Source organism: Lysinibacillus capsici, assembly GCF_020217405.1.
In the GTDB taxonomy this organism is placed as follows: domain Bacteria; phylum Bacillota; class Bacilli; order Bacillales_A; family Planococcaceae; genus Lysinibacillus; species Lysinibacillus capsici.
Genome location: NZ_CP084108.1, coordinates 3,987,431 through 4,006,236 on the forward strand (window position 1 = coordinate 3,987,431; position 18,806 = coordinate 4,006,236).

The 18,806-nt window shown below is 37.6% G+C and carries 16 protein-coding genes; 1 reads left to right on the forward strand and 15 read right to left on the reverse strand.

Annotated elements, in window-relative coordinates:
- Positions 1 to 53: 53 nt before the first annotated feature.
- A complete protein-coding gene (locus LCP48_RS19810; protein ID WP_004230503.1) occupies positions 54 to 1,142 on the forward strand; it encodes an FUSC family protein in 1,089 nt (362 codons plus the stop codon).
- Positions 1,143 to 1,266: 124 nt separating this feature from the next.
- On the opposite strand, the gene LCP48_RS19815 is transcribed toward LCP48_RS19810, so the two are convergent.
- The 15 genes from LCP48_RS19815 to LCP48_RS19885 form a co-directional block, all read right to left on the reverse strand.
- The gene (locus LCP48_RS19815) at positions 1,267 to 2,301 is read right to left on the reverse strand and encodes a toxic anion resistance protein (RefSeq protein ID WP_004230502.1); all 1,035 of its coding nucleotides are present in this window, start codon (positions 2,299 to 2,301) and stop codon (positions 1,267 to 1,269) included.
- A gap of 22 nt (positions 2,302 to 2,323) precedes the next feature.
- On the reverse strand, positions 2,324 to 3,955 hold the full coding sequence (locus LCP48_RS19820; protein ID WP_004230501.1) for a YceG family protein: 1,632 nt from the start codon (positions 3,953 to 3,955) through the stop codon (positions 2,324 to 2,326).
- A gap of 95 nt (positions 3,956 to 4,050) precedes the next feature.
- On the reverse strand, positions 4,051 to 4,866 hold the full coding sequence (locus tag LCP48_RS19825; RefSeq protein ID WP_225340472.1) for an HAD family hydrolase: 816 nt from the start codon (positions 4,864 to 4,866) through the stop codon (positions 4,051 to 4,053).
- A gap of 8 nt (positions 4,867 to 4,874) precedes the next feature.
- Positions 4,875 to 5,975 carry a cysteine protease StiP family protein gene (locus LCP48_RS19830; protein WP_004230499.1) on the reverse strand — a complete coding sequence of 367 codons (1,101 nt, stop codon included), beginning with the start codon at positions 5,973 to 5,975 and terminating at the stop codon, positions 4,875 to 4,877.
- On the reverse strand, positions 5,972 to 7,330 hold the full coding sequence (locus LCP48_RS19835) for a phosphoribosyltransferase family protein (RefSeq protein ID WP_225340473.1): 1,359 nt from the start codon (positions 7,328 to 7,330) through the stop codon (positions 5,972 to 5,974). The genes LCP48_RS19830 and LCP48_RS19835 overlap by 4 nt, the downstream gene beginning before the upstream one ends.
- Entirely contained in the window at positions 7,311 to 8,504 is a 1,194-nt protein-coding gene (locus tag LCP48_RS19840; protein WP_004230496.1) for an HpcH/HpaI aldolase/citrate lyase family protein, read from the reverse strand. Before LCP48_RS19840 ends, LCP48_RS19835 begins: the two co-directional genes overlap by 20 nt.
- A gap of 320 nt (positions 8,505 to 8,824) precedes the next feature.
- A complete protein-coding gene (locus LCP48_RS19845) occupies positions 8,825 to 9,400 on the reverse strand; it encodes a TerD family protein (RefSeq protein ID WP_004230495.1) in 576 nt (191 codons plus the stop codon).
- A gap of 34 nt (positions 9,401 to 9,434) precedes the next feature.
- Positions 9,435 to 10,016, reverse strand: coding sequence for a TerD family protein (locus tag LCP48_RS19850; RefSeq protein WP_004230494.1), 582 nt, complete (start codon positions 10,014 to 10,016; stop codon positions 9,435 to 9,437).
- A 30-nt stretch (positions 10,017 to 10,046) separates the two neighbouring features.
- On the reverse strand, positions 10,047 to 10,664 hold the full coding sequence (locus tag LCP48_RS19855; RefSeq protein WP_004230493.1) for a TerD family protein: 618 nt from the start codon (positions 10,662 to 10,664) through the stop codon (positions 10,047 to 10,049).
- Positions 10,665 to 10,941: 277 nt separating this feature from the next.
- A complete protein-coding gene (nikC, locus tag LCP48_RS19860) occupies positions 10,942 to 11,838 on the reverse strand; it encodes a nickel transporter permease (RefSeq protein WP_009371536.1) in 897 nt (298 codons plus the stop codon).
- Positions 11,839 to 11,850: 12 nt separating this feature from the next.
- Positions 11,851 to 12,855 (reverse strand): ABC transporter permease, encoded by a 1,005-nt coding sequence (locus LCP48_RS19865; RefSeq protein ID WP_004230491.1) that lies wholly within the window; start codon positions 12,853 to 12,855, stop codon positions 11,851 to 11,853.
- A gap of 225 nt (positions 12,856 to 13,080) precedes the next feature.
- Entirely contained in the window at positions 13,081 to 14,697 is a 1,617-nt protein-coding gene (locus LCP48_RS19870; protein WP_009371537.1) for an ABC transporter substrate-binding protein, read from the reverse strand.
- 21 nt (positions 14,698 to 14,718) lie between these two features.
- Positions 14,719 to 15,708 (reverse strand): ABC transporter ATP-binding protein, encoded by a 990-nt coding sequence (locus LCP48_RS19875; RefSeq protein WP_009371538.1) that lies wholly within the window; start codon positions 15,706 to 15,708, stop codon positions 14,719 to 14,721.
- Entirely contained in the window at positions 15,683 to 16,696 is a 1,014-nt protein-coding gene (locus tag LCP48_RS19880; RefSeq protein WP_009371539.1) for an ABC transporter ATP-binding protein, read from the reverse strand. The genes LCP48_RS19875 and LCP48_RS19880 overlap by 26 nt, the downstream gene beginning before the upstream one ends.
- A gap of 292 nt (positions 16,697 to 16,988) precedes the next feature.
- The gene (locus LCP48_RS19885) at positions 16,989 to 18,734 is read right to left on the reverse strand and encodes an ABC transporter ATP-binding protein (protein WP_036219259.1); all 1,746 of its coding nucleotides are present in this window, start codon (positions 18,732 to 18,734) and stop codon (positions 16,989 to 16,991) included.
- Positions 18,735 to 18,806: the final 72 nt, after the last annotated feature.

An 18,806-nucleotide genomic window follows, 5' to 3' on the forward strand; every position in this document is an offset into this window, starting at 1 on the left:
TTCCTTCTATAATGTAAAGAAGCTAAAAAATATTAGACAGAAAGGACATCTTTATGAAATTAGGTGCCCGTGTATTTAAAACTGGTGTAGCTATCGTATTTGCATTATTCATTGCAGAGTTGTTAAAATTACCTTCACCTGTTTTTGCTGGAATTGCAGCTATTTTTGCTATTCAGCCTTCTATTTATCGTTCTTACCAAACCATTGTAGAGCAAGTACAAGCGAATATCATAGGTGCGACAATTGCAGTCATTTTCGGCTTACTTTTTGGCCATCATGTCGTTGCCATTGGTATAGCTGTCATAATAGCTATTGGTTTAATGTTAAAGTTTAAACTGGAAAAATCACTTTCGCTAGCGTTGGTATCAGTTGTGGCTATTATGGAATTTCAAGGGGATGACTTTTTAACATTTGGTTTAATACGCTTTGTTACGATATTAGTTGGGGTATTAGCAGCGTTTGTCGTAAACCTTGTGTTCTTACCACCTAAATACGAGGTAAAACTATTTCGCAAAATTTATATTTTACAAGATGACATTATTCGTTGGACACGACTGGCTGTACGTCAAGCTTCTGAGCACACATCCACAAAGACAGCATTAAGTAAGTTTAAAAACCGTATGCTACGAGTGGATACGCTGTATGATTTATATAAGGAAGAGCGTAATTATTTTAAAAATAAAAAATATGTGAAAGCACGCAAACTAGTAGTCTATCGTCAAATGATTTTAACTTCCAAGAAAAGCTTGGAATTGCTACAGCGGTTGCATAATCACGAAAATGAATTAGCGCAGCTCCCTACACAATTTCATTTAATGATTCAGGAGCGACTTGATTCCTTGCTAACGTACCATGAGCAATTGCTCTTAAAATATACAGGAAAGCTAAAGCCTGAGCATTCGGAGTGGAGTAAAAGCATTGACTATGTCCAACGTAATGAGCTAATGGAAATTTTCATCAAGCAAATCAACTTTGCTCGTGAAGAAGGCGATACGGAGTTTTCTAGCTATCACCTACTCTATATTTTATCGCGTATTTTAGATTATGAGGAAAACTTAGAACATCTTGATACACTTATTGTTTCTTACCAAAGCTATCATGGACATGAAATCAATGTAGAATTTGAAGAGGAATTCATTTAGCTAACATTTTGGCGACAGATTACCTTGATTCAGGGGGCTTTTGATCCCTCATTGAATGAAGATAAGTCTGTCGCTTTTTTTATACAAAAAACCTCCAAGTAGTCATCTACTTAGAGGAAAGGAGCTAAGAACGCAATGTTAGCAATTGTTGCTCTGCTTGTTGGCGTTTAACCGTTTGTTCATCACGTAATTGCTGATAATTGGCAATGCCTGATATAATAGTATCCCACATTTCTTCAAGAGTCTGGGTAGTGCTGGATTGTTGAGCCATGGCAGTACTTAATTGCACCGCTTCCTTGCTAGCTCCCCCAAATTGCTTCATACGCTCTTCAAAGGCAGAGGCTGATTGACTTTGTAATTGTTGACGTCTTTCATTAACTGCATTCATCAAACCCATTTTAAAAACAGGAATGGTTTTAACAAAAGCCCCATTAATTTGTTCAATCAATTCACTGTTACCATTACGTAGCATATCGATTTGAGGGGCTGTGATAATAGCCACCATACGTGATTTTTCTAAATCATCTATTTTTTGCTGGAGCATCTCTGCAATAGCTTGCAAACGATTTAGCTCCATTTTCGCGAGCTGATTACCTGCTTCACTCTGTTTTTCATACATCGGAATCAATGTTGTTTGGACCTCATGAAGCTTCATGTCAGTTGCTACGATATACTTTTCTAGCTCAAGATAGTACATGAGGTCTTCTTGATATAAGCGTGCAAGTACTCGATTATCCTTCGCTAATTCCTCTTCCATCAGTACAAATTGATAATGAATTTTCTCAATATCTCTCCCCAGTCTATTGTATTTCGTAAATAAATCGCCATCATTTTGGGTCTTACGTGCAAATAGCTTTTTAAAAAAGCCCTTTTGTTCTGTAAAATCTTGTTTGTCGAATGTCTGCATAAGGGCTTCAAGCTGCTTAAATAATTCATTTGATTCGAAAGATGTTGACTGAGTGATGATGTCTAAAATTTGATCTGCAAATGTAGCTAATTTTGTAGACGGCTCTTTTCCCAAAGCTAATAGCTCTATCTGATTTTTTATATTGATTTGATTGGCAATTTGCCGTACCTCTGCATGATCACGTAACTGTTCTTTGAAGGCTTCTGCTGTTTCCAGTGTCAGCTGCTTCAGCGTCAAAGAATTATTTGACATTCATGCCGCCTCCTTTCTATCATCAGAAAAAACGATTAAAGAGTTTTTTTATGATTTTGTCGGGTGCAGTTTTCTGTGGCTTTGGTTCTTCATAGTGCAAGTCAAACAGCATATGCTCTAAACGATGTACATCGTAACTATCTTCTTGTAAATGTTTTTCTAAATCTAGTTGACCCGTCGGATTATAAAACACAATATCCACACCAAATCGATTTAAAAACCCTAATAATGCCATATCCTCACGTGATAAAGCTGGTTGTTGAGGTGCTTGATATAATACCATCTTCGGTACCTCTTGGGAATAGTCAAAGCTTTGTAGTAATCTTAGGATCTCCTGTGGAATCATCGACATTTGTTTAAATAAAAATAACTGTAAATCATATAAGGTCTCATTTGGCTGCTGTTTCAACATGGGCTGCTCACAGGAAGTTTTTATTGTGTGTGCAATCGCACGCTGTAGCTCCAATGTTAATTCACCGTATTGCCACCAATCACTTTGCATAATACGCTCTACTGATAGTTCTCCATTTACTAGGCAATGCTTATAGTGAAAGTGAAAATTGGCTCTACTCGTTGGTGCATAGGGGAATTTCTGGACAAAAACAGTTTGCGGATTTGCTAATAACTGATGCATATAATACCAGTATTCTTCCCGTCTGCTCGAAACCCCACTAATTTTGGCAAATATGACTGGAATGACAATCTCATCCCCAATTACTTCAAACTGTGGTCGAACCAAAGCTTTCTCTTTTGCATAAATAAATATATCATCATATGTCATCCGTAATGTTAAGGAGCGTGGCATAAAATCTTTAAACTGCCAAGGCTTATAGACACCTGATTGCTGATCATGCATTAATTGCTCAAAATGCTGACTAGATCGATATCCAACCGTTGCCTGCCGGTCACGCAACTTATCAGGAAATGGCTGTAAAGTTGTTTGGTTGGCATATGCATATGTGGTAGAGAAAGTATCATTAGGATCAATCTCAGCAAATTCATCTATTTTAGCTGGATGAAAAATTAACACATCACAACCAAGCTCCATTAATAACAATAAGAAATAGCGCTGACTTAGAGTTGCTTCCCCATACCAAACTACTTTAGGAAAATCATCTGTTGGTTTCATGGATTTTGTCCATAGAATCCAATGGTTTTTCAACCATTTCACCATATCAATTAAAAAACGGCGAAAGTCATTTGCTAGCAAACCTAACGATTGCTGTTTTTGAAAGAGCTCTACTACTTTAATGGTTGCTAACTGTAAATGACGATTCATTACACTGTCATTATGCTTGGGAATTAATTGATAACCATACATCATTGCCACTAAACGATTTATAGATAGACCTTGTGGAGTTTGTTGATGCTGCGAAAGGATTGTTTGTATTGCCTGAAAGTCTTTTGGTTCGATATGTTTATTTAATTCTTCACTTAAAATATGGATGTTAGTGTTCTGTGACAATGTAAATAATGAATTGAAATAATCATCTTCTTCGATTGGTATGCCCAATACACGAACAGCAATTCTACTAAAGCTCACTTGCTGCTCTGTTGTTTCATAAAATGCACGATCCTTTGGTGAATCTTGAAACGCCTGTAGCCAATCATCAGGATGACGCTCCAACACTGATTTAATTGTGATTGTTTGCATACAAACGCACCTCCTAAAAATCATCCTCAGCCTATGCTAAAGCATTCATATGTCATAGGATGTCTCACCTAATGACAACAAAAATATTTGAACATCTATACGATCGTTTGTTGTGATGCCATCTGTAAAACTGTTTCTAATAAATTCTTTGTAAATGCTTCACCATTGTGAGGCGAGTAAGTTGTATTTTGTAAACATTTTGGCTGTTTATCCTTTAAATCTCCATGATTTGGTGTAAAACCTAAATCAGCCATTGCAAGCATGCCATAATCCATAATAGAATCACCTGCTGCTATATGCACATCGTATGTACAGAACTCTTTTATATATTCTATAGCCGCTTCCTTTGTCAGCACCTTGGGCATAAAATACAATTTTTTCCCTTGTAGCAGAACATGCCAACCATGCATATCAAACTCTTGAATCATCGCTTGTAATTCATCGGATGGTAAAACATCAATATCTATATGATGTACATAAAAAAGCTCATCTATATACAGAGATCGTTGTAGCCATGTATCAGATTTAATCGTCTGAAAAAGCTTTAGCATATCCATACGAGGGATCGAGGAATCTTCAATACGTCTAGATAATGTTTGTGTCCATTTCTCATATGGCTGACCCTTTTCTACTATTGTACCCCCATTGCTTGTAATTGCAAAAGCAGGGCATAAATCATGAATAAAATGGATTCTTTTATATTGATGTAAGGCTCTTGTCGTAACAGGTACAAATAAAGTTTGTTGGTGTACCTGTTGCAATAGAGGTGCTGTTGCCTGTGTCATCATACTCATTGCTGTTTCGACCTTGTGTTCAACGACAATTGTCTCTGTAGCTGGCGGAAACATCTCCATCATGCGTTTAGAATAAATAAGGGTTCTATCTAAATCAGATGTAAATAATATCATCATATTCTCCTCTACAATTCTTTGATCAAACCACAACATGCATAGGACATATTCGAATACTCTTCAACCAATACATTTTTTTCCTGTGCTAATAATAAAATATGTTTCAATTCATGCATGTAATGTGGATTAATTAAAATCTTCCAAGGTATCCTTCGCAGCAAAACTCTTGTCGTTTCACCAACACCTGGCTTAATGAAATGAATATTATCAATACCAAAATCTCGTTGAATTGTTTGCACGGACTTCATACCTCCCCAAGTAATTGGAGAGATTTCTTGCTCTTGAATTTGTTGCACAATTTTATTCTGTACTTGTTCAAAACATGTGACGATACGTTCTATGTACAGCTTGGAGACATCTATGGCCTCTAATTCTTTGTAGTATTTTGCACCATGAAAATCGTTTGCATCCATAAACTGCAAATTTAATACCGTTCTACTCACTAATCCAGATACAGTCGAATTTAAACAAGCAGATGGTATTAAAAAATCCTCACGAGTTCCATAAATAGCGGCACAATGCCCCGGATCAGCCAAAACAGCTAAATCAGCACTTAACTGTTTTTGATATTGTAAATTAAATTTTTGGCAGGATTGAATTAATTCATTGGTAATTGCCCCTTTTCCTGTCCAACCATCAATAAATTGAAGACTTCCTAGAGGATGCTGTGTCAAAATATAACGAATTGCCGTTTCATCAAACCCACGACCTCTCAGTATAGAAATGGAGTAATGTGGAACATTCACATGATAATGCATAGCTATATACCGTTTGATTAAAATACCAATGGGTGTACCTGCACGAGCTAAACTCACAAGAATTAAATTTTCTAGCCCTCTATTTTCAATGATTTGCTCTGCCACTACTCCAACGGCGATTGCTATTCTTTCTGCATGAGCATCTAGCGATTTATAAAAAAGATTCATGTAGGTATCAGATGGTTGCTTCTCCACTGGCAGCATTTCCGAATAATGTATGCCCGCTTGAATGAGCTGTTCACGTTTCTCATTATCCATTTCAAGGAATGCACTTCCAATATCACGCAATAAAAAAATAACATCCTCTGGTGCATAACTCCCCATTTTATCTGGCTGCAAAGTCGATATCATCGTTCTACCTCCAATTCATGCATACTAATTACATATACTTTGGCGTTAGTGGCTTCTTGTAATGCCTTTACCACACGAGCAACTACCTCTTTACTTGCTATACGTTCCACTATGAAAAAAAGTTCCGTGTAAGACTGGCTTTGAAGATTATATAAAAAATTAGTGACCCCGTTATTTTCTGGACTTTCGAAGGCTATTTTTTCGTTAATCGTATATCCTAAATCATCCGTACAATAGATTGGACTACGAGTAGTTGACTGATAGTAAACATCATTTCCTAAATAAGAGGCAATTTGCATAGGAACATACATGAATTCACCCGTACCAATAACAAGCGCTGGCCCAGTTGTTCTTAGTTCTTGTAATTGCATAGCAATAGCTTGAATCGTTTGCTTTTGGTCAACATGCTGTTTTGATGTGAGCATAAATCTCCCTGTTGCTAGTAAATAGGGGTGCTTATTTATTAATCCATTCTCCGAAACAGATCGATAGAATTTGCGATCAACAGATACTTGAATTGGACAAATGTCCATATCTCGTGCAACCTGTGTTAGTAAGTTTGGTTGTGTATTGGTTAAGCTTGGCGTGCCTGAACAGCTAAAATTCCCACACATAATGGAGATGAATTGTATAGAGATATCCCATTGTACTTCTAATTGTTTAAAGATTGTTTGCTGCTGTTGTGAACGCCAATCTAAAATAGATAGTACCGCATATTGTCTCACTAAAGGAAATTTCTGTCTTAATGTCTCAATAATGTTAATGACCGTATTTCCAGTAGTAATTTCATCATCAATTAACACAATGCGCTTAGCTTGCAGTAAAAATTCTGGTTCCTCCGTATAAATTCTATGGCTTGTCGCATGTGAATGTTCTTCCTCAAACGTAACAAATGGCTCAAAATCTGGCAGCACTTCACGTGTTGTGTGGATATACATAGCATTCGAGTGAAAGGCATTAAATACTGCGTGTCCAAGTGCTGTTGCCGTCTCAGCAAAGCCAATAAACAATGTTTCATCCGTTAATTCTAGGGTTCCCTCTATGGATTTTTGTACTTCATCCAAATTAGCTCCGTCTTTTAAAGCTTTAACGACAGACGAAGCCATTGCCTTTTGTCCAGTAAGATGCTGCTGATACAGCATTGCTAAAAGAGTTCCTGTCAGTAAAGGGATTTGCGGACGGACAGCCAAATGTTTGCCTAGTACCGTGCTTACAAACAAAAATTGTCTCTTCTTATTAATCCGAGCCGCCATTCTAAACAAATCGGTTAGCGCAAAATTATGCGGATTGTAGGTAATTTCAATATCAATTGAATAATTCGGTAAAATGCTTAATTTACTCATTTGTTGTTGCATATACACTACCACCTATTTCAGACTGTAATAAAAGTGAGGCAAAATCGACAGATTCATGATAAACACCATAGACATGAGCCTGTTTTAAAATCCGTTGTGCCCATCTCATATGTGGCTTAATTTCATTCATTTTATTAGCATAGTGACTTTTCATAACACCTTTTTGTCCATCATTATTTTCTATAATACTTAGCGCATCTAAGTATTCCTCATACGAAATAGCATACAGGGCATGCACAACACGGATATGGCTCGGATGAATAATTGTTTTTCCCACTATACCATTTTGTTTATCCATTAAAACTTCTTTCATTAATCCATCTAAACAATCGTCTAATAACGCTTTCCTTGTATCAAGCGCGCCTTTCTCACTGAATGGTGTCACTCTAAGTGCGGGCTTTAATACACGCTGATTATTAAAATACTCCCACACAGGCCCAGAAATAATAAAACCATCTTCCTCACGACCTAAGATATTGACAATATCTGCAATACAATCTCGTATGACACTAATATCATAAATGGTAGAATCCATACGCCGACGAATTCCGTAAATACCACAAAAATCGGTAGCACCAATTCGTACATTTAATACCCGGGCTTTGTATTGATGTAGAACCGCTTTAATGTCTAATAACGCTTCCATGCGAGATTCCTTATATAGTACCTCACGACTTTCTAAAATTGGCATACCATATAAAATTAAATCATTTTCTAAAATGGTTTGTTCAAGCAACTCGAAATAACGGGCACCCTGTTCTGCTGTAAACTTCGGAAAGACATAGCCAGTTAATATTTCTTGCTTTTTTCCTAAAACAGTTGTTAACTTTTGAAATTGCTCAACATGACGTACTCGAACAAAAAGTAAAGGGAGCTCCTGAAGTAATAGCTGTTTTCGCTGATAGAGTACATATAATTCACTAATATCCTCTATCAACTTAGCTTCACAATCTACTAACTCTGCATCTCCAACTGCATCCTCCAAATCAATGACAAGTGATGTGAGTTCCTTATATTTTTGTGATCGGATTAAGCTCACAATCGTAGGCATGGAAGCTGGCATATACAAAGTCGCACCTAGGGCATATGACAAAATATCCGACGTTTCCCATTTTGTAAAAGGCTGTGGCTTCTTATAAAAAATCGTTTCTGCTTCTGTTGTAAAGTGTTGCATCTAATCCTCTCCCCAGTAACTATGCCTTTTGTGAAAAAAGCACTGTATCAGCCTGTTCCATACAGACTAATACAGTGCCTTGTTTACACTGCTGTTTTCTTTTTCAACTTGTAAACAACAAATATCAATAAGAATGCAGCTATTAAAATAATAACGAAAATTTCATGCGAAGGATGGTAGCCCCCAAATACTAACACACATTTTCGGTGCATTAAGTTAAGGCCAGTTACATCTGCTAGTTTAAAAACTGTGCATATGTATTTACTATCTCATTTAATACACCTACACCAGATGATCCACCATGCACCTATGTCCCATAGTTACTGTAGGCCATATGCATTGATTAAAGCAGCTAGTCCACCCTGGTAACCTGAACCTACTGCAGCAAATTTCCACTCACCATTATGTCGGTACAGCTCACAAAATACTACAGCTGTTTCAATGCTGAAATCTTCGCCTAGATCGTAACGCAATACCTCTGATCCCGACTCTTCGTTCGTCAATCGTACATAGGCATTTAAGACTTGCCCGAAGTTTTGATGACGTCCCTCGGCATCATAAATAGTAACCGTCACTACAATTTTTTCAATTTGAGGTGATACTTGCTTTAAGTTGACAAGAATTTTTTCATCATCCCCATCCCCTGCACCTGTACGATTATCTCCTGTATGGACAACTGACTGGTCTGGGCTCGATAGATTATTATAGAAAATAAAGTCCTGTTCATTACGACATTTACCTGAAGCATCTAGTAAAAAAACAGATGCATCCAAGTCAAAGTCTTGTCCACCATCAAATTGCTTTACATCCCAGCCTAAACCAATACCAATGCTATTTAAGCCTGGATCTTGCTTTGTTAAATCAATACGTTGCCCTTTACTTAATTGTATAGCCATTAAAAAATCTCCCTTTCTGTCCAAAGATGAAATTTTAGTTTACACTTAAGCCATAATCATTACATAAAGCAGCTAAACCACCTTGATAGCCTGCACCAATCGCATTAAATTTCCATTCTCCGTTATGACGATATAATTCCCCTACAACAATAGCTGTTTCGATACTGAAATCCTCGCCTAAATCATAGCGAATAATTTCTTCGTTGGAAGCAGCATTCATAATACGAATATAGGCATTAGACACCATACCGAAGTTTTGACTGCGAGACTCTGCATCATGAATTGTTACTGTGAAGGCTAATCGCTGAACATGAGCAGGTACTTGAGTTAATGCCACTTTCACCACTTCATCGTCACCTTCGCCTACACCTGTTAAATTATCGCCTGAATGCTCTACTGAACCATTGCCACCCTTAGTGTTGTTATAAAAAATAAAATCATTTTGATCTGCAACTTTACCAGTATCAGCAAGTAAAAATACAGAGGAGTCTAAGTCAAAATCATGACCACCATCATATTTATTTGTATCCCAGCCTAAACCTACAACAACATTTGTTAACCCCGGATTTGTTTTAGTTAAATCTACCTTTTGACCTTTTTGTAGTGAAATGCCCATAATTTTTATTCCTCCTATTTAGTCAATTATTTATTGATATCTTCGAACAACGTCGCCAAGCTTTATGTCATTTGTTCCCGTACCAACCGCAGCAAATTTCCATTCGTTATTATGACGGTAAATTTCTCCACATACTAACGTCGTTAAATTTGAATAATTATCAGTTAAATTATAGCGAATTAGTTCGCTTCCTGTCCTGTCATCATATACACGAATATATGCATTATGAATCATACCGAAGTGTTGATTGCGACCTGCCGCATCATAGATGTTTACAACAAACACAAGCTTGTTATAGTGCGAAGGTACAGACGATAGTTCAATTGTAATTACCTCATCATCACCATCGCCGTCACCTGTTAAATTATCACCTGAATGTCGAACAGAACCGCAGCTACTTGTTAATTTCCCGAAATAAACAACATCATCACCCGCTACAACCTTATCATCTTGTAACATTAATACCGAAGCATCACAGTCGATACTTCTGCCACTGCCACTATTTCTGCTAGAAAATAAACCACCTAAAAAGCCGCCACTTTTCTCTTGGCCTACAGGATCCCACCCTAAACCAACTTTAATTTTATTTAATCCTGCGTTACCCTTTGTTAAATCAACTCTTTGTCCTTTTTGTAAATTAATCCCCAATTCTAACACCCTCCTAAAATATGTATTTCAGTCGAAAGATTTTATGGTAAGCAATAATCTACTAAGCTATAAGATTTCTACTTAAAATTAAGTCTAAAATAACGTGACAAAAAATTCAATTAATGGCTCCGAAAAGGTGTTTTCACTTATTTTAGAAAGCCTCTCACGCCTTTTTCTATAACATAAAACGTTTTTGTAGTAAAAATGTTCCTTTTATATCCATTGGTCCAAGCAGCTAAAAAACCTTCTAACTTGTAGAAGGCTATGTTTCTATTTACTAACTTTTCATTTTTGGATCTAGTGCATCTCGTAGTCCATCCCCCATTAGATTAAAGCCTAATACGGTTAACATAATAGCTAAACCAGGGAAAATCATCGTCCACGGAGCATTTAATAAAAACTTCCGTGCATCCGCTAGCATTTTTCCCCATTCTGGTGCTGGAGCTTGAGCCCCTAGCCCAAGGAAGCCTAATGCTGCCGCTTCGATAATAGCTGTCGCAATTGCTAATGTCCCCTGTACAATTATTGGCGTTATGGAATTCGGCAAAATATGCGAAAATAGTATTCGGGCATCACGCATACCAATTGCTTTTGCCGCTACTATATACTCCTCTTCCTTGACACTTAAAACTTTAGAACGGATTAAGCGCCCAAAATTCGGTACGTTAATAATAGCAATGGCGATTAATGCATTTTGTAAAGATGGACCCAGCACTGATACTACTGCAATCGCTAGTAGCATACTAGGGAAAGCTAGCATAATATCAAAAATACGAGAAATTATCGTATCGACCCATCTTCCATAATAACCTGCAATGATGCCAAGTAAACTACCAATTATCACGGACAAAATAACAGAGAAAAAGCCTACCCATAGTGAAATTCTTGCACCGTGAATGATCCTCGAAAAAATATCCCGCCCAAAATCATCCGTTCCAAACCAATGATCAGCGGATGGTGCCAGTAAACGTTTCGTTAAATCTTGTTCATTGATGCCTTGTGGTGCAATGAACGGACCAATGACAGCTAGTAAGATAAAAAATATAACAATTCCTGCTCCGACAAGGGATACTTTGCTCTTTTTAAAACTACGCCAGCCTTCGAGCCATGGACCTACTGCCTTTTCTCGAACTGGTGCTACTTCTTTTTTTATATCGATTGCTCCAGTCATCATTGCAACTCCCTTCTATTTGTATTTAATCCGTGGGTCGACTACTGTATACAGTAAATCCACGATTAAGTTAATCATGATGAAAATAAACGCAACGATGAGAATACCTGATTGAATAACAGGATAATCCCTGAAGCCAATCGCATCATAAATATAACGACCAATTCCTGGCCAACTAAAAATCGTCTCTGTTAAAATGGCCCCACCTAACAGTAATCCTGTTTGTAGACCAATTACCGTTAACACAGGAATAACCGCATTCTTTAATGCATGCTTATAAACAACAATAAACATTTTTTGTCCTTTTGCTCTTGCAGTCCTTACATAATCTGAACGCATAACTTCCAGCATGGAGGACCTTGTGATTCTGGCAATGATAGCCATTGGAATCGTGGCAAGTGCTACTCCTGGTAATATTAATCGCTTTATGACTTCGATGAATTGATCAAAGCGTCCTTGGATGAGTGTATCTAGTAAATAAAAATGGGTTATGGCGGTAATTGGATTTCGTACATCTTCTCGACCAGATGTAGGTAACCAACCAAGCTTACTACTAAATGTCCACTGCTCCATCAATCCAAGCCAGAACACAGGTACAGATACACCGATTAACGCTATAATCATCGCTGTATAATCAAACCAAGAATTTTGGAACCATGCAGAAATAATGCCAGCATTCACACCAATAACGATCGCAATAATCATCGCAAATAGTGCAAGTTCGGCCGTTGCTGCTAAGTATGGGAAAATTTCTTCTGATACAGGTAGTTTCGTACGTAGGGAAACCCCTAAATCCCCCTGAAAAATACCTGCTAAGTAACTAAAATATTGTGTATACCACGGCTTATCTAATCCTAAACTTGCGTTTAACGCCTCGACCGCCTCTTTTGTTGCCTGTTGTCCTAAAATAACCTGTGCTGGATTTCCAGGGATTGCCCGTATCAACATAAAGACGATAAAAGTCATTCCAAGCAAAACTGGGATTAGTTGAAGTAAACGTCTTCCCATATAGTGAAGCATTTTCATCACCTCTCTATGATTTTCATAATCTACTGTGAAGTCTTTATATACTGTTGAAAGGTTGAGCCTTCACTAAACGGTTTTGAGTGTTTAGTTGAATTCTTTCATACAGGAAATAATCATGATCTTTAGTTGAAAAGAATCTGCGAGATTTCCACGGCTTACCCGCAGAAAAGCAAGCAGATTCTTCACATTCCTTTGTTCAATTAAAAATGATGAAAATTACTATTGAATATCTACCGCATCTAAACGGTCAGAGCCAGTAGGATGCGCAATATAATTTGTAACCTTCTTGTTGGCAGCTAAAATTGGTGTAGAGTGAGCAAGTGGAACCCATGGAGCATCCTCAGAAATAATCACCTGAGCTTGCTTATAAAGTTCATTACGCTTGTCCTCATCGATTTCAGTTTGAGCAGCTGTTAATAACTTGTGTAATTCTGGATTGTCATAGAATGTATAGTTATTGGAATGGATATTATCGCCGTCTAATAACGTGTATAGGAAGTTATCCGCATCCCCATTATCGCCTGTCCAGCCAAGTAGGAATGCATCCGCTTCACCATTTTGAGCTTTTTCTAAATACGTAGCCCATTCAAATGACACAATTTTAGATTTAATACCTACGTCTTCTAAGTTCTTTTGAATCGCTTCAGCCACTTTTTGTCCATCTGGCATGTATGGACGTGGTACTGGCATTGCCCATAGCTCAATTTCCTTACCATCGTAGCCTGCTTCAGCAAGTAATGCTTTCGCTTTTTCAGGATCATACGTATAGCCTGTCACTTCATCGTTATAACCCGAAATTACTGGTGGCATTGGGTTTTTCGCTGGCTCAGCTAGCCCTTCATAAAACGCATCCACTAATGCTTGTTTATCAATTGCATAGTTGACTGCTTGACGTACTTTTACATTATCAAAAGGTGGACGTGTAACAGTTAAACCAAGGTAGCCAACGTTCATAGATGGACGTTCGATTAACTGTAAATTTGCATCGCCTTCAATTGTTCCTTTATCAGAAGGACTTAAGCCATCAGCTACATCAATATTGCCTGCTAATAAATCATTTAAACGAGCTGAGTTTTCTGGAATAGAACGATAAATTACTTTATCTAATTTAGGATAGCCATCAATATAGTAATCTGGGTTTTTCTCAATTGTGATAGAGTCATTACGTACCCAGCTAACAAACTTGAATGGCCCTGTTCCTACAGGATTTGCAGATAAACCTTCTTCATCTGCTTCAAATGCTGTTGGAGAAGCAATTGCAAATGGAGACATTGCTAAATTTTTTAAAAATGGTGCTTGAGGTTGACTTAACTTAAAGACAACTGTGTAGTCTCCCTCTGCAGTTACTGATTCAATTACTTGCTTGTCACCAACGACAAATTGCGAACTAAAGTAAGGATGTTTATCCGCACCTGTTTTCCAACGTTCAATATTCTTAACAACAGCCTCAGCATTGAAATCTGTGCCATCATGGAATTTCACACCTTCTTGTAGCTGGAACGTATACGTTAAACCATCCTCTGATGCCTCCCATGATTTGGCTAATCCTGGTTGAATTGTTACATCTTGCTCTCCAAAGTTTACAAGTGTTTCATAAATATTAGCTGTCACCGTGAAGGATTCACCGTCTGTAACAACAGCAGGGTCAAGTGCTACAGAATCTCCACCACGACCATACACTAAAATTTTTGGTTCTCCACTGCCAGCTGTATCGCCACCAGTTGAAGTATCTTTACTACCCGTATCCTTAGTATCTGAGCCGCCACAAGCTGCTAAGATTGTCGAGAGAATAAGGAGTAGCATTACACCTAAAGTCCAAAACTTCTTTTTCTTCATCGAATTTCCCCCTATGAGTTTTTATATCATTGAATGTTGGAGTGCCTCGTAAAGATGGCAAGCAACATAATGACCTGGTTTCACTTCTTGCATTTTAGGTACTACCTGTGAGCACTGATCCTTTTTAAACGGACATCTCGTATGGAACGTACAACCGCTTGGTGGGTTTGATGCACTTGGAATATCTCCTGAAATGATGATCTGCTCACGTTCAAATGTAGGATCTGGAACAGGGACCGACGATAAAAGTGCCTGTGTATATGGATGAAGCGGTTCAGCATATAAGTCCTCACTCGCTGTCAGCTCAACTAATTTACCTAAATACATAACGCCAACTCGATTACTAATATGACGCACAACCCCTAAATCATGGGAAATGAAAATATAAGTTAGCTTTAAATCCTTTTGCAACTTTTGCAATAAATTCAAAACCTGTGCCTGAATGGACACATCAAGTGCAGATACTGGCTCGTCCGCAATAATTAAGCGAGGATTGGTCATCAGGGCTCTAGCAATGCCGATACGTTGCCTTTGCCCTCCACTAAATTGATGCGGATAGCGCTTGATATGATATTCATTCAATCCAACAATCTCAAGTAGCTCCAACACTTTCTGTTTTCGCTCTTTGGCATTACCTATCCCATGAACAATAAGAGGCTCCTCTAAAATTTTGCCGATGTTATGGCGAGGATTTAGTGAGGCATAGGGATCCTGAAAAATCATTTGAATATCTCTACGTGCCTTCCTCATTTCATTATTGGATAATTCTGAAATTATTTTACCTGCGAATTCTATCTTACCTCCAGTTGGCTCCAGTAAACGCATCAATAAGCGACCCGTTGTGGATTTACCACAGCCTGATTCGCCAACAATTCCTAATGTTTCTCCTTCAAATACTTCAAAGGAAACATCATCCACGGCCTTTACATCCCCGGCATGTGAATGAAGGACTCCTTTTCGAATCGGAAAATATTTTTTTAACCCCTCAACCTTTAATAACGCTTTCGACACGTTGCTCCACCTCCTGCTTCTCTAGTAAAAAACATCTCGATTTATGATTCTCTGCTGCTTCAAATAAAGGTGGTGTTTCCTGTAAACAACGTTCCATTGCATATTCACAGCGTGCCGCAAAACGACAGCCTACCTGAATACTTCCTGGTTTCGGTACACTTCCAGGAATGGAGTATAAATTTTCCTTTTTATAACGCATGTCAGGTACTGATTGAATGAGTCCTTGTGTATAGGGATGTTTAGGATTAGTGAAAATTTCATGAATCGGCGCCTCTTCCACTATTTGTCCTGCATACATAACAATCACTCGCTCACAAGTTTCCGCGACAACCCCCAGATCATGTGTAATTAACAACACAGCTGTATTCAATCGTTTATTTAAGTCTTTCATAAGCTGTAAAATTTGGGCTTGTATCGTAACATCCAATGCGGTTGTAGGCTCATCCGCAATCAATACTTGAGGGTCACAGACAAGTGCCATAGCAATCATCACACGTTGACGCATACCGCCAGACAGCTGATGTGGGTAGTCCTTTAGCAATTCCTCAGCACGTGGTAGACCTACCAATTTCATAATTTCAACCGCTCTTGCAAACGCTTCCTTTTTTGACCATTTTGGATTATGGATTAATATAGCTTCCTTTAACTGGTCACCAATCGTGAACAAAGGGTTTAGCGAAGTCATGGGCTCTTGGAAAATCATTGCAATGTCTTTTCCACGTATTTTTTGCATTTGTTTGTCCGTACATTTAGCAATATTTTTGCCATCTAGCAAAATTTCTCCACCCGTTATTTTACCTGGGGGTGATGGAATTAATCCCATGATGGACAGCGAAGTAACACTTTTACCACTTCCCGATTCTCCTACAATCCCTAAAATTTCTCCTTCATGGACAGAAAAATCGATATCGTCTACAGCAGGAATTTGCCCATTATCTGTAAAAAAGGTTGTTTTCAAACCTTTTATTTCTAGTAGTTTTTTCCTCATGTGTATCGCCCCAACCTACCTATATTTTACTTAAATGTATAATAACATTAGAATACTATAACTTTCGTTAAATTCCTTATTTTCAGATAATTCTAACTAAAAATCATTACTCTTTCAATAATTAATATTCTGCAAATTAAATAAAATTTCTACAATAATCGCCTTCATTAATAATAAAATCTTATAAAGAGATATTTTTTTACATTTTTCAAAAAAAAATAGCCTTCCATTTTCGAATAAATGAAAGACTTTTTTTGAAAAAATTCTTAAACCGTGTAATTTACGTAAAATTTTAATCTAAATGCTGCACTTGGAATAAATTATAATATGTCCCTTGACTGTCCATTAACTGTTCATGTGTTCCACTTTCAATTAATTGACCATGATCGATGACGAATATCTTGTCAGCATGGGTAATTGTAGAAAGACGGTGCGCAATAATAATAGTTGTTCGTTCATGAGCAAGCTTGTCTAATGATTCTTGAATCAGTGCTTCACTTTCTAGATCTAATGCAGAAGTAGCCTCGTCAAGGATTAGAATTGGTGGATTTTTTAAAAACACACGCGCAATGGCAACTCGTTGTTTTTGTCCGCCAGAGAGCTTTACTCCTCTTTCCCCAACCTTTGTGTCATAACCATTAGGTAGACTCATAATAAAGTCATGGGCATTTGCCGCTTTCGCTGCCTCGATGACCTGTGCATCTGTTGCATCTGGTTTCCCCATTAAAATATTCTCTTTGACAGAGTCACTAAAAAGTATATTATCTTGCAGGACAATACCAATTTGAGATCGTAAGGAATGTAAAGTGACATCCCGTACATCTTTTCCATCAATGGTCACTTGCCCACTTGTTGTATCATAAAAGCGAGGAATTAAACTGATAATCGTTGACTTACCACCACCACTCATCCCTACAAAGGCAACAGTCTCCCCAGGATTTATCGTTAAATCAATAGCATCTATAATAGGTGAGCCAGCTTCTTCATATTGGAAGGATACATTGTGAAAGCGAACCTGCCCATTTGCACGTGGGAGTTCACCAGCATTGTCCTTATCCTTCACTTCATAAGGCTCATCTATTAAATCGAACATTCGATCCATTGAAGCGATTGACTGTGTTAAAGTTGTGGAAGAACTAACCAGTCGACGAAGTGGGCCATACAGACGTTCAATATAAGCAATAAAAGCAACCATTGTTCCAACTGAAAGTGACCCATTTATTACTTGATAGCCCGCATAGGCTATAACTAGTAATGGCGCTACATCTGTAATGGTATTCACGACAGCAAATGATTTTGCATTCCACTTTGTTTGATCAAGCGCTTTTTCTAAAAACTCACCGTTTGCTGAATCGAACAATTTTTGTTCATGCTTTTCTAAGGTAAAGCTTTTAATAATGCTCATACCAGCTACACGTTCATGTAAATAGCTTTGTACACCTGCAAGAGCTTGAGAACGTTTCCGTGTTAAATCTCTCAATTTGCCAAAAAAGTACTTCACACTGAAAGCATAAAATGGAAATGCGATTAACGCTACTAGTGTTAGCTTCACATCCATGGTTAGCATAATGGCAATCGCAATTACAATTGTCGCTAAATCTAACCAAACATTCATTAACCCTGTCATGACAAAGGTTTTTGTTTGTTCAACATCATTAATTACCCTTGAAATAACATCCCCTGCTCGTGTATTGGCATAGTACCTTAAGCTTAAACGCTGTAAATGTGCATAAATTTCCTTACGAATATCAAATAGCACCTTGTTGCTTACGTGTTGTGCAAAATATTGTCGATAATACTCAATAGGTGGACGGATAATAAAGAACACAATAATAGTGCCACCTAGCCAATAAAATAGTTCTTTTGTTTTTTCTACATCTGTTAAGTCATCTGCTGCAATAATATCGTCTAGCACAATCTTAATGAGCAGTGGAATAAATAGTGGAATAGCAAATTTTACTATACCAATGATAATCGTTAAAATAATTTCCCATGTATATGGTTTAACAAAGCGCATGTATCGCTTAATGCTTCCCAATTTATCATCACATCCTTACAAAAAGAAACAGACATTCGAAGATGAATGCCCTAAGTATTATAGCAATATTTT